At 62.8% G+C, this 12888-nt stretch carries 12 protein-coding genes; 2 read left to right on the top strand and 10 right to left on the bottom strand.

Features of this window, described 5'->3' with window-relative positions; translation table 11 throughout:
* Positions 1 to 7: 7 nt before the first annotated feature.
* On the bottom strand, positions 8 to 769 hold the full coding sequence (srlA, locus tag EB235_RS08740; protein ID WP_027031368.1) for a PTS glucitol/sorbitol transporter subunit IIC: 762 nt from the start codon (positions 767 to 769) through the stop codon (positions 8 to 10).
* A gap of 53 nt (positions 770 to 822) precedes the next feature.
* A complete protein-coding gene (locus EB235_RS08735; RefSeq protein WP_027031369.1) occupies positions 823 to 1260 on the bottom strand; it encodes a transcriptional regulator GutM in 438 nt (145 codons plus the stop codon).
* A gap of 192 nt (positions 1261 to 1452) precedes the next feature.
* On the opposite strand from EB235_RS08735, the gene EB235_RS08730 reads away from it, so the two are divergent.
* Positions 1453 to 2094, top strand: coding sequence for a hypothetical protein (locus EB235_RS08730; protein ID WP_027031370.1), 642 nt, complete (start codon positions 1453 to 1455; stop codon positions 2092 to 2094).
* 104 nt (positions 2095 to 2198) lie between these two features.
* Positions 2199 to 2873, top strand: a complete 675-nt coding sequence (locus EB235_RS08725; RefSeq protein ID WP_027031371.1) for an HAD family hydrolase — start codon at positions 2199 to 2201, stop codon at positions 2871 to 2873.
* Positions 2874 to 2896: 23 nt separating this feature from the next.
* Here EB235_RS08725 and EB235_RS08720 read toward each other — a convergent pair whose 3' ends face one another.
* The 8 genes from EB235_RS08720 to EB235_RS08685 form a co-directional block, all read right to left on the bottom strand.
* On the bottom strand, positions 2897 to 3961 hold the full coding sequence (locus EB235_RS08720; RefSeq protein WP_027031372.1) for a DUF930 domain-containing protein: 1065 nt from the start codon (positions 3959 to 3961) through the stop codon (positions 2897 to 2899).
* Between the two features lie 286 nt (positions 3962 to 4247).
* The gene (locus EB235_RS08715; RefSeq protein ID WP_027031373.1) at positions 4248 to 5414 is read right to left on the bottom strand and encodes a DUF930 domain-containing protein; all 1167 of its coding nucleotides are present in this window, start codon (positions 5412 to 5414) and stop codon (positions 4248 to 4250) included.
* Positions 5415 to 5571: 157 nt separating this feature from the next.
* On the bottom strand, positions 5572 to 6321 hold the full coding sequence (locus tag EB235_RS08710) for a 5'/3'-nucleotidase SurE (protein WP_027031374.1): 750 nt from the start codon (positions 6319 to 6321) through the stop codon (positions 5572 to 5574).
* A complete protein-coding gene (locus EB235_RS08705; protein ID WP_027031375.1) occupies positions 6318 to 7484 on the bottom strand; it encodes an MBL fold metallo-hydrolase in 1167 nt (388 codons plus the stop codon). The genes EB235_RS08710 and EB235_RS08705 overlap by 4 nt, the downstream gene beginning before the upstream one ends.
* Entirely contained in the window at positions 7484 to 8563 is a 1080-nt protein-coding gene (locus EB235_RS08700) for an ABC transporter ATP-binding protein (protein ID WP_027031376.1), read from the bottom strand. Before EB235_RS08700 ends, EB235_RS08705 begins: the two co-directional genes overlap by 1 nt.
* Positions 8551 to 10254, bottom strand: coding sequence for an ABC transporter permease (locus tag EB235_RS08695; RefSeq protein ID WP_027031377.1), 1704 nt, complete (start codon positions 10252 to 10254; stop codon positions 8551 to 8553). Before EB235_RS08695 ends, EB235_RS08700 begins: the two co-directional genes overlap by 13 nt.
* Before the next feature lie 57 nt (positions 10255 to 10311).
* The gene (locus tag EB235_RS08690) at positions 10312 to 11298 is read right to left on the bottom strand and encodes an ABC transporter substrate-binding protein (RefSeq protein ID WP_027031378.1); all 987 of its coding nucleotides are present in this window, start codon (positions 11296 to 11298) and stop codon (positions 10312 to 10314) included.
* 212 nt (positions 11299 to 11510) lie between these two features.
* Positions 11511 to 12887, bottom strand: coding sequence for a pyruvate dehydrogenase complex dihydrolipoamide acetyltransferase (locus EB235_RS08685; protein WP_027031379.1), 1377 nt, complete (start codon positions 12885 to 12887; stop codon positions 11511 to 11513).
* Position 12888: the final 1 nt, after the last annotated feature.

Genomic DNA, 12888 nt, shown 5'->3' with positions numbered 1-12888 from the left:
CCCGCCCTTACAGCTCGACGCCTTGACGGCGCGCCATGATGGCGGTGATGCGTTCGGTCAGCATGCCCTTGAGCAGGATGACGACGAGGCCGACGATGGCGTACCAGATCGCCACCTTGACGTGGTAACCGGCAACGACGGCGCCTTTCTTTTCCAGCTCCAGCAGCGCGACGAGAATGCCGCCCCAGACGAAATATTCGCCGGGATTGATGTGCGGGAACAGGCCGAGCGGCGGATGCACGTAGGACACGGCCGCGTCATAGAAGGCGGGCTTGTGCTTTTCTTCCAGGAACGAGCCGAACGTGTAGGCCATCGGGTTGGTGAGGAAGAACACGGCCAGCAGCGGCAGCAGCGTGTAGCGCGTCAGCGCGATACGGCCGGCGCCGCGCGCCAAACCATGCACGCGCTCTTCACCGACCAGTTCGGTAACGGCGTAGAATGCGGTCATCAGCACCACCAGCGTCGGAATGATGCCGGTGACGAAGCCGGCGAACACTTCGCCGCCCTTCTGGAAGATGCCGATGAAGTACTTGCCGATGGCGGTCAGCCAGCCGAGCTGCTCTTCCTGCTGGACGTCCTTCAGCTTTTCCTTGAACTGCTCGACGGTGATCGGTCCGCTGTCTGCTTGCGCAAGGACAACGAGATGGTCGGAAGCATGCTCGACGGCGAGCTTGCCATGCAAAGCAGCATCCGAGACCATGGCACCTGCGACATGCAGATTGTTCACGGCCATGTCGGCATGCTGCGCCAACAACGAAAATACAGACATTTCTCCTCCTTATGCCGCCCGCCGGTTGATCCCAGTCGGTGCGCGGCGTTCCTCTAGGCCCTTGCTACGTTCAAACCGGACAGCCCCGGCTTCTTCCCAGGCTCCGACCGTGCTTTGTCGATCTGTTCGATCGCCCGCTTCACGGCCTCGGCCACACCGGGTTCCCCCTCCCCCTTGATTGCAGGATTGGACCGGAGTCTCTCGAGGGGAACACCCTCGAATTCTTCATGTCTCTTGAATTTGGTGAAGACGGACCGGCCGGTCATCACCATCACGCGGCGCACGATCATGTCAGGCGTCACCACGACCAGCGCTATGGTGCCCTTGGCAAATCGGCCGCGAAAATTGCCGGCTCCGACGAAGCCATCCTTGTACTGGTCGGTGACGCCCCGGAAGACATCCGAATAGTGCCGCATCTGCAGCCAGACGCCGAGCGACTGCAGCGCCCACACGATAACCAGCAAAAGCAGTCCCCACTGCCAAATCGCCATTCGGTTCTCCTCCCGAAGCCTCAGTTGAACACGCACCTTGGACCGATGCGCGACAACAGCAAAGTGAGAACATTTGTTTCCGAGAATGTCAATATGTATGATATTGGCCTTAGCCACGGTCATCCACAGGACGCTCTGCGATTTCGGTAGCGGCGTGGCTGTGCTAGCCTGTCGGCAAACGGGATGCGTTAAATGGAACTGCCTTTCAGGGATGAACTGGCCCTTATGCCCGACCTGCGCCACCGGTTGCGGCAGTTGCGCTGGTTTCGCGCGACTTTCCGCGGCAGCGCCAAGGTGGTCTCGGACACGTTCGGCGTGCGCTTCGACATCGACGAAGCCAAACTCACCAGGGCTTTTCTCGACTGGGTCGAAATCATGGAAGCGCAGAAACGCTTCGCCGCGGTCGACCGTGCCGACTTCATCGTCTTCGCCGCCGGCCTCGTGCTGCGCGAGCTGATCAAACAGGCGCCGGCCCGGGAAATCTCCGGCCTGACCCAGCTGACCGAGACGGATCAGAATGCCGGAACGCTGGAAATCATCCGCTTCTGGCCGGAGGGTTTTCTCTACACCAACTATTGCGTATCGGTGATTTCGGCGGTCCACGAGCAGGAATTCGGAAGCGCGCCGAGCATCGACAAATGCGCCGACGATTTGCGCACCTGGTGGTCCTATCGCGAGAACGTGACCGAGATGCCGGCCTATGCTGTGGCTTTCCTCGACCGCTTCCTGGGCGCCGAGCCGAACTGGATAACGCCGGACCGTGCACAGTCCCGGCAAGCCATGCAACGGGCGCTTGGATCGTCCCGCGCAAGCGATGCGTTGCGCCAGCTGTGATTACGCGCTGCCGATTGGATCCATCGGTCATCAAAACGCCGCACTATTGAACATTTGACTTTTTGCCGATAGCGATGTGCAAAATCGACTCGGGGGAGAAGCGCGTGGCGCAATCAAGGCCTATCATTTTCGACTGCGACGGCGTTCTCGTCGACAGCGAACCCTTGGCTGCCCGTGCCTATGAGCGCGTCTATGAAAAGCACGGCATGCCCGGTGTTCATGGCGGCATCATCGCCCAGTGCGTCGGCATGAAGCAGTCCGATATCATCGCCAGGATCAAGGAATTGACCGGTCATCAGTTCCCGGCTTCGGCCGATGAAGACATCTGGGCCGAGACCAAGGTGCTGTTTTCCGAGGAGCTGAAGCCGACGCCGGGGATTGCTTCTTTTCTGGAAACGCTTGCCGGCGACCGTTGCGTCGCCTCGTCGTCGTCCGTCGAGCGCATCAACCACAGCCTTGCCGTCACCGGCCTGGCGCATTTCTTCGGCGATGCGATCTACAGCTCTTCGATGGTCAAGAACGGCAAGCCGGCGCCTGACATCTTCCTGTTCGCCGCCGCCAGGATGGGCGCCAATCCGGCCGACTGTATCGTCATCGAGGACTCGCCCTTCGGCATCCAGGGCGCGGTTGCCGCCGGCATGACGGCGATCGGCTACACCGGCGGCGGCCACACCTATGCCGAGCACGCTGCCCGGCTGAAGGCCGCCGGTGCCGATTTCGTCTGCGCCGACTGGCATGAAATTAGCCGGCAATTGGCCGGGCTCGGCGTGCCGGCGTAGGCTAGCAGAGACTCTAGCAGAGACTAGAGAGGCCGTGGCCATTCGCTGCGTGGAATCTCGGAGCCCACACGGAAGTCGAAAGACAAGACCCTGGTCGCATCGGTGTCGACCTCGCACCGGAAGCTCAGATGGTACCATGTGGTTGTCGTACTGAAAGCGACATCCGGAGCGTCAATTATATTGCCTCCCTTCAGTGGTACTTTTGGCCACATGTAGGGAAAATAAGAGCCGTCCAGCAGTTGCTGCTGCAACTCGCTGGCGCAAAGCATGGATGCACGTTCAGCGCGAGGCACGCCACCCATCGAGGTCGTCGCCAGCGCATCGTCCGTGGCGTCCTGCGAGTAGAGCTTGCGAACACCCGGAGGGCCCGAGTCGTTCCGGGATGCAGACTTCGAAGCCTTTGCGGGGCTGGGCTTGGGTGTATTTGCGGGTTTGGGCTGAGGCCTTGCAGCCGACATGGGAAGCTCAACCTCGCCATCGGCAGCCAAAGGCGCTGGTACCGCGCCCTGTTGCTTGGCGGCGTCGAGCACCGCCTGCTTCTCCGCGTCCTGTGTCGGCTTGGCATCCGTCGTCGCGGTTACCGGCTTCTCGTCGGCCTTGGTTGTATCTGCCCGCTGCTCGGGGTCTGGCGGCGTCGCAGGCTGGTTCTCGACGGGCTTCGGCTCGACCGGCGGCTTCGAAGCGTCATCCTTGGCCGGCGCCGGCGAACTTTCCTCAGCGCTGGCCCCATCCAGGGATTTCCTCGGGCCGGTATCCTTGTCGCCGAACTGAAAGACAGGCTTCAGCACCTCAACCGGCGGGGGCTTCTGCGCCTGCTTTTCCGGCGGAGGCGGCTTTTCAACCTTCTGCTCGGGTGGTTTTTCAGCCTTCGGCTCCGGTGGATTAGGAGGCGGCGCCGGAGCAGGTTTCGGTTTCGGCTGCTCGGGCGCAGGCACGAGCGCGACATTGACCGGCTGCTCCTCCTGCGGCTGTTGGGGAGCCATGGGCAGGCCATACAACAGGAGCGCCGCGACAAGCACGTGCAGGATCAGCGATGCGGGGATGCCCCACAGCAGATTCCGACGCCGTTCTCCTGTCTCACCCTTCATCCCAGTCGATGTGGAATGAAATAGCGGCGGCTTCAAGCATAGGCATTGGATTTGCGCAATCTAGCCGCTGACAGCGTGTTGACTTGGATCATTGTACCCAGGGCAGCCCGACCAAGGCCCTGGGGCGACTCAACGAGCAACTGCCCACGATTCGATCCATCGATCGGCTACACCGGCGTAGGACACACTTATCAAGAGCATGCCGCGCGGCTGAAGGCCGCTGGGGCCAATTCGTTTGCGCCGACTGGCATGAAATTGGCCAGGCAACTTTCCGGGCTCCGCGTGCCTAATTGAGCGGATACTTGGTGAATCCACGGCTGGCCCATTCGCCGGGCGGAATTGATGACCCGACACTGAAGTTGAAGGATAGGACCCGCGTCGCATCGGGGTCGACTTCACACCGGAAGTTTAGATTATACCAGGTGTTTCTGGTGCTGAAGGCCGCCTGCGGCGGATTAAGGACATTGCCTTTGTCCAGAGTAATGGTTGGCACCCATTTGATCGAATAGTCGGCTCCTTGCAATTCTTGGCTCAGAACGTTGCCGCAAAGGTTGGCCACGCGCTGACCGCGCGGCACGTTATCCATGGAACTTGTGGCCAGCGCATCACCGGTAGCGCCCTGCGAGAAGAGCTTTCGAACTCCCGGAAGGCCGGAATACATCGGCGATCCTGCAGCGGCAGTGTTCGCGGGACTTGACTTCCCTGCTTTCCCGCTCGGAGCCTTGAAGGCTCGCGCGGATTTGAAATTCATCGTCTTTGCAGGTTTGGGCTTTGCCTTCTCGGCAGAGGGTGGCGGTGATGGCTTGTCACCAGCCTCGGCAGCCAATGGCTTTGGCGTCACGACCGCTTGCTTTTCGGCGGGTTGCGGCGCTGCCTCCTGCTGTTCCGGCGGCTGTTTGTCAGTATCCTCAGTTGGCTGCTTCTCCTCGCTTTGCGCGGGTTTTTCGTCCGGTGCGGCGGTGACCGGCTTCTCGTCAGGCTTGCTGGGCTCGGCCTTCTGCTGTGGCGTTGCAGCCGCGGCGGGCTGGGTCGGCGCGGGTGTCGGCACTACAGGCGGCTTCGCCGCCTCATCCTTGGCCGGCGAAGGCGCGTTGGCTTGAGCGCTGCCGCCGTCGAGAGATTTCTCGGGCCCGGTATCCTTCTTGCCATACTGGAAAACAGGCTTCAGAACGGGAATGTTCACCGGCTTCGGCGGCGGCTCGGGCGGTTTTTCAACCTTCTGTTCCGGCGGCTTTTCGGCTTTGGGCTTTGGTGGCGGTGGCGGAACAGGTTTCGGCTTTGGCTGCTCGGGCGGAGGCACCAGCGCGACATTGACCGGCTCGTCCTGCTGCGGCTGTGTGGGGGGCGTGCGTACGCCGTATACCAGGGCAACCACGAAAAGCGCATGCAGGATCAGCGATGCGGGGATGCCCCACAACAGATTCCGACGCCGTTCTTCTGTCTCGCCCTTCATCCCAGTCGATGTGGAATGAAATAACGGCAGCTTCAAGCATAAGCGTTGGATTGACGCAATTTGGCCGCTGACAGCTTGGTGATCTGCGGTCGTGGACCGCGCGTCACCAAGATGCTGGCCCGGTTGAAGCGGCTCGACAATCCAGACCTGAGATCAGCTAGCTTTGCCGCTGAATCCCGCCTAGAAGCCGCTCATCCAGCCGCGTTTCGCCAAACCAGTTCAGCCGGTTGATGCCGACGTAACCGGCATCGATCGCCTCGTTCTCGTCGCCCGGCTCGCTGGCATGAGCGCGCCCGCGCGGAACCATGATGACCGTGCGCTCGCCATCGCTTTCCACAGTCTCGGCCTTGCGGCCGATCTTGTCGCGGCCGATGCGCGGCTGGAGGATTTCAGCCGGCAGTGCGGCCGGCAGGTTGACGCTGAGCCAATGGCCCTCTGTCGCCCAGCCCCCGCGCGCATGCCACAATGAGGCGATCAGGGCTCCCAGCCATTGGTCGTCAACATCGGTGAAATCCGGATTTTTCACCCGCGAAAAACCGATCGCCGGCACGCCCCAGAAAGTTGCTTCCCGGGCAATGCCGAGCGTACCGGAATAGGCCAGGTCCTCGGCAACGTTGCGGCCGTCATTGACGCCCGCCAAGACGAGGTCAGGTTTCGGTTCATTCTCGAACAGCCAGGTCATCGCACTCACCACGCAATCGGCCGGAGTGCCGGAACAGGAATACCAGTTCGGCCTGACGCGCAGCATCGTCAAAGGTCTGGCGATCGTCAGCGACGAACCGGCGGTCGTGCGCTTGCCATCGGGTGCAACCACCCAGACATCGTCGCTCAGGTCCGTGACCGCGTTAACGAGACGGGCAAGCCCGGGTGCTTCGATGCCGTCGTCGTTGCAGATCAGGATTCTCACGATTTGCTTCCTTGCGGCACCGCGATGCGCTGGCCGATACGGCATTGCGTGCGCAGCGACGGGATGTGGCTTTTGAGGTCTTTGAGAAGATCGGTGGTGCAGGAATGGCCGATCGCCTCAGGCCGTCCTGCCTTCTCCCAGATGTCGACACTACCCGACAGCGTCGGATGGGTCGGCATGCGCACCCAGTCCGCCCGACCGGCTCTGTGCAGGAGATCGCCCGGAGAACCCGCCGGCAGATGCCCGGTGAGCAGCACAGGAAAACCGGCATCGTCGGCACGGGGCAACAGCCTGGACGACGGACCGGCCTCGCCCATGCCGTCATCGGCCAGCAGCGGCAGCGACGGCAGGGGATCGGCATCGGTCCAGTCGGCAGCACCCGCCAGGCGGGCACGCAGGAGGTCCGAAACACCGGGTAACAAGGCTGCCGAGGCGCCGATCTGCGCTTCCAGCGACGAACGCATGCCGGTATGGATGGCGCATGACCCCGGAAGAGCCGCGATCAATTCCAGAGACCGTCCAGACAGCGGCGTCGGCAGGAGACATCCCTGCGGATGCCGCGCCACCCATTGCGAAATTTCTCGCGCCCGCGCCGCTCCCGGTACCGGATCGGCGCCGTAGGACGCGTCGAAGACCAGAAGATCGCAGTGCGGGATCGTGTCCATGACGAACACATTGCTGTCCGGCACGACATCGGCCGTATAGACCGCGCGACTTTTCCCGTCATCGACGGCGAACCAGACGCCGCCCACGACATGCCCAGACCGTCCGGTCCTGACTGTCAGATTGCCGATCTCAATCGTGTCGCCGGGTTCAAAAATCTCGATGCGATTGACCGGCAGAGGAAATCGGCTGAGATCACCGGGATCGGCATAGGCGGCAAGCGTGGCGGGCGCCTCGTCGCGGGTCTCGGCCGTCATGAAGATCGGGCCGACATAGCCGCGCGACAACAGCCAGCTCAGCGCGCCGACATGATCCTCATGGGCGTGCGAGACAAAGAGTGCGTTGATGTCGCCGATGGGCCTATCGAGGGCGGGATAGTATTCCGCTCCGGAGGCGCCAGCCTTGATGCCGACATCGAGCAGGATGCGGTCGTTGCCGCTGTTGACAGTGAGGCTGGTGCGGCCCTTTTCGCCAAAGCCGCCAAGCAGGTCCAGCATCATCACGATGCCGTCCCTGCCGCCGGGATCAGCCAGCCGGACCTTATCCGCAGCCGCGCTTGCGCTCCGCTCTCCAGCAAGACCGGGTCGGGCTGTTCGAAATGCAAGGTGAGATCGGGGCCTGCCGATGGCGTGAATTCGATGCGCGCGGCACCCCCCTGGTAAATCACCCGCTTGACCAGGCCATCGAAGCCCGGACCATCCGGCGATACGTCGAGATCCGCCGACCGGCAGCAGATCTTCGCGCCGGCGCGCGGCCTTTCGCCGGGGCGGCAGCGGACCACCAGTTCGGTTCCGAGAACACGGACTTTGCAACGACCGCCCTCTTCGCCCGTCAAAACATCAGCTGGCAGCAAGATGCCTTGCGAGATGAAGGATGCCACCATTTCATTTGCCGGCTCATGATAGAGTTCGCGCGGCGTCGCCAGTTGCGCCAGGCGGCCATGGTCCATCACCGCGATGCGGTCGGCCAGCGCCATTGCCTCGGCCTGATCGTGGGTGATGTAGACGATGGTGGTGCCGGTGCGCTTGTGGAAGGCAGCGAATTCATCCTCCATCGAGGCCCTGAGATGCACGTCCAGATTGGCAAGCGGCTCGTCGAACAGCACCAGCGAGGGTGCGGCGACCAGGCACCGCGCCAATGCCACACGCTGGCGCTGGCCGCCGGAAAGATTGGCGGGCCTGCGCTCGCCCAGCCCCTGCAGATTGACCAAGGCCAGCGCGTCTTCGACCTTCTGGCGTGCGACAGCCTTGTCGAGCTTTGCCACCTTCAGCGAATAGCCGATATTTTCCGCAACCGTCATGTGCGGCCACAGCGCATAGTTCTGGAAGACGATGCCGACGCGCCGCTTTTCCGGCGCGACATTGCCGCCGCTGTTCGACACGACATCGCTGCCGATGCGGATCTCTCCCGAAGTCACTTTCTCGAAGCCTGCGACGAGGCGTAGCAACGTCGTCTTGCCGCAGCCGGAAGGTCCGAGCACGGCCAGGAACTCGCCGTCGGCGACGTCGATCGACACATCCTTCACCGCGTCGAAATCGGCGAAGCTCTTGGTGACGTTGTCCAGGCTCAGTCGCGCCATGGCAGAACTCCGCTCGGAAGATGAGGGGCAAGCAGATTGGTCACCAGCATCAGTACGAAGGTGACCGCGACCGTCATGACCGACATCGCCGCCGCATAGTTGGAATCGCCGCCTTGTTCGAAGGAAAACATCACCACCCCGATCGTCTCGGAACCCGAGGACCACAGCAGTGCCGAGACGGTGAGCTCGCTGAGCGCCGTCATGAAGATCAAAAGGCCGCCGGCGATCGCAGCCGGCGCGACGAGCGGGAAGATGATGGTGCGCATGCGCGTGAACAGCCCGGCGCCCGCCACCTGTGCCGCCTCCTCCAGCGCCCGGTCGATCTGGTGATAGCCGCTGATGGTTGGCCGCAGCGCCAGCACCAGGAAGCGGGCGAGATAGGCGTAGAGAATGATCCAGACCGTGTTGTAGAGTTGGATGCCGGTCAGCGGGATCGGCCGCAGGAAGAGCAGCAGCGAGGCGATCGCCAGCACCACACCGGGCAACGCATAGGGCAGTTCGACCGACAAATTGAGCAGCCGCACCCAGCGCGGCTTGCCCCAGGCGATGAGGTAGCCGACCGGCACGGCGACAATGACCGCGAAGAAGGCGGCAGCGATCGACAGCCAGAAACTGTTGAAGAAGGCGCGCTTGGCGGCGTCATGCTCGAACAGCACGAAGCGGTAATTGTCGAGCGTCGCCGTCTTGGCGTTGAGCGCGATGCCGTAGCCGGGCACCAGTGATGTCAGCACCAGACCGAACAGCGGCAGGAACAGCACCAGCGCGATGAGCAGCCACATGCCGGCTTGCACAACCACCCGCCAGCGGCCAAGCTCGTAGGGTTCGGCCGCCAACGATGTCGAACTGATGCGATAGTCGCGACGGCGGCTCAGGAGTTCCTGGGCAAGGATACCGGCCATGGCAATGACGCCGATCAGCACCGAAAGAAACGCCGCCTCGCCGAGCATCGCCGGACCACCGCCAGCGAGCCGCTGGTAGATCAGCGTCGGCAGGACGAGATAGTTGGCGGGAATGCCGAGGAAGGCGGGAATGCCGAAATTGCCGACGCAGGAGACGAAGGCCAGTGCCGCGGCCGCCATGATCGACGGCGTCATCAAAGGCAGAATGATGGTGACCAGCACGGTGAACCAGCCGGCGCCGCCGGCCCGCGCGGCCTCGACCAGTTCGCGCGGCAGCTTGCGCAGGCCGGCCCGCACCAGCAGGAAGACCAGCGGGCCGTATTGCACGCCGAGCAGCAGGATGATGCCCGAGGTCGAGTAGAGCGGGTTTTTCGTGCCAAGCGGCGGAGCCGCTCCAAACAGTTTGAGGAATGGACTGGCCGGACCGAACAATTGCAGCCAGGCCAGCGCCGTCACCTGAGGCGCGATCATTAAGGGCATGACGTAGCAGAGCATGAGAGCGCTGCGGCCGCGTATGTCGGTCAGCGAGACCAGGACCGCCACCAGGGTCCCCGATAGCACGGCAAGCAAGGTGCCGCCGATGCCGACCACCAGCGTATGCCAGGTGGCGATCCAGGTAGCCGGGCTGCGCAATCCGGCCGCAATGGCCACGGTCGACAAGGTGCCGCCGGGTGCCACGATCTCCTTGACCAGGCGTAGCATGGGCAGCAGCGAAAGCAGCACGATGAAGACGGCCACCGCCGCCGTCAGGGCCATTTCCTGGCCCCGACTTTCCTTGATGCGTGTTGCCATGATTGCGTGTCCTGAGATCCGGATGCCGTCTCACCGGCATCCCGCCATAGTGTCGGCTCAGCCGCCGAACAGTTCCTGGAATTTCGCCTTGTCGGCATCGGTCTTGGCGACGATTGCCTTGGTGTCGAACGGCATTACCTTGACCTTGACGCCTTCCGGCAGCCAGTCGGGGCGGCCGACCGAAGCACGGGCCGGCAGATAGCCCATGGACAGCGCCAGCTTCTGGCCTTCATCGGACAGAATGAAGTCGACGAACTTCTTGGCGCCGTCGACATTCTTGGCGGTCTTCATGATGGCGACCGGCTCGGTCACCGCCGGCACGCCTTCGCTAGGGAACACGAACTCGACCGGCGAACCCTTCTTTTTGGCGTTCATCGCCATGAAGTCGACCAGGATGCCATAGGGCTTCTCGCCTGATGCCACCGACTTCAGCACCGCGCCATTGCCGCGCACGCTGACGGTGTTGTTGGTCTTCAGCTTCTGGAAGAAATCCCAGCCATAATTGGTATCGCCGGCGAAGCCTGAAAGCAGGTAGGCGGCGGCCCCCGAATAGAGCGGGCTCGGCATGACCAGGCCATCGGCGTAAGCGGGCTTGGCGAGATCGGCCCAATGCTGCGGCTTTTCGGCCGCCGCCGTGTTGTAGACGATGCCGGTGGTGATCAGCTTGCTGCCGAAATAGGTCTTATCGGCGTCATAGGCATCAGCCTCGATGCCGTCGAGCTTTGCCTCGGCATAAGGCAGCAGCCGGTCGTCCTTCTTCAACAGCTCCATCGAGACCGCATCGGCGATCAGCAGCACGTCGGGCTGCGGGCTGCCGGCGGCGAACTCGGCCGCCATCTTGGTAAGGATGTCGCTGGTTCCGGAACGATAGATGGTCACGTCGATGCCGGGCTGCGCCTTCTTGAAGGCGTCCACGGTTTTGGCCGCGTCGGCCTCCGGCTGCGATGTGTAGAGAGTCAGTGTTTCGGCGTTTGCCACGCCGGCAAACAAAGTTGCCGCGAGCGCCAGCTGGCTGGCCAGCAGCTTGATGAAGTGCGTCTTCATGAGACCTCCTGTCTTGTCCATGCATGAGCGGTCCGGCGTCATGGCCGGTTCCCGTCTCCCTCCCTGCACGGCGCATATGACTGGTGGATGACAGTGCGCATGCCTGCTCCGATCAGGCAACAGCCTAGCGCAAAATGCTCTCACGCATAACAATACAGGCCCGCAGAACTGACGCTCCACGAGCCTGACAACCGCCCCGACGGGCTCATCTTCTAGACCAGCATGCCCATCGGGTTTTCGATTAGTCGCTTGAAGGCGACCAGCAGTTCGGCACCCAGCGCTCCGTCAACGGCACGGTGATCGGTCGACAGTGTCACCGACATCACGGTGGCTATCTTGATCTCGCCGTTCTTGACCACGGCCCGCTCCTCACCGGCACCCACCGCCAGGATGGTTGCATGCGGCGGGTTGATGACAGCGGCAAAGTCCTTGATCCCAAACATGCCGAGGTTCGACACCGCTGTGGTGCCGCCCTGATACTCTTCCGGCTTCAGCTTGCGGCTGCGGGCGCGGCTGGCCAGATCCTTCATCTCGTTGGAAATGGTGGACAGCGTCTTTTCGTCCGCATGCCGAATGATCGGCGTGATCAGGCCGCCGGGGATCGCCACGGCAACACCAACATCGGCATGCTTGTGCTTGACCATGGCGCTTTCGGTCCACGAGGCATTGGCATCCGGCACCGCCTTCAGGGCCATCGCCATCGCCTTGATCACCATGTCGTTGACCGACAGCTTGTAGGCGGGCGCATCACCCTTGTCGGTCTTCTTCGTCGGCGCTGCCGCATTGAGCTGTGAACGCAGCGCCAGCAGCGCATCGAGCTCGCAGTCGAGCGTCAGGTAAAAATGCGGGATGCTGGTCTTGGCCTCGACCAGCCGCCGCGCAATGGTCTTGCGCATATTGTCGTGCGGGACGAGATCGTAGGAGCCTTGCTCGAACAGCTTCAGCACCTGATCGTCCGACATCGCCTTTGGCGCCGGGGCGGTAGCGGCCGGCGTTATGGCGGGCATGATCTTGGCTTCGGGTGCAACCTTTGCGCCGCCGGCAACCGCCGCCTCGATATCCGCCTTGACTACGCGGCCGCGCGGGCCGGTGCCCGCGATGCTGGCGAGAGCAAGGCCCGCCTCACGGGCCAGACGTCGAGCAAGCGGTGTTGCACGTGCGCCCGACGGCGATTGGCCGATCTCCCCTCCTGTGGGGAAGATGCCCGGCAGGGCAGAGGGGGGCGCGACAGAATGCAACGTTGGCGGGACAGCGCCCCCCTCTGTCGGCTTCGCCGACATCTCCCCCACGGGTGGGGAGATTGGCGCTTTGTCCTGCTTCGCCTCGGCGGCATCAGTCCCATAGACCTCGCCATCCGCATAAATCCACGCTACAGGCGCGCCGACCGGAATATCGACGCCTTCCCTACCGGTCACATCGCGCAGCACGCCACTGGCCGGCGCGTCGATTTCCATCGCCGCCTTGTCGGTCTCGATCTCGAACAGCACATCGCCCTTCTTGACGGTCGCGCCTTCCTCGGCGAACCAGCGCGAGATCTGTCCGGTCGCCATGTCCATGTCGACCTTGGGTAGAATGACTTCGGTCGGCATC

The sequence above is a fragment of the Mesorhizobium loti R88b genome (assembly GCF_013170845.1).
Classification (GTDB): domain Bacteria; phylum Pseudomonadota; class Alphaproteobacteria; order Rhizobiales; family Rhizobiaceae; genus Mesorhizobium; species Mesorhizobium loti_B.
This window is presented reverse-complemented; position numbering and strand designations above follow the sequence as displayed.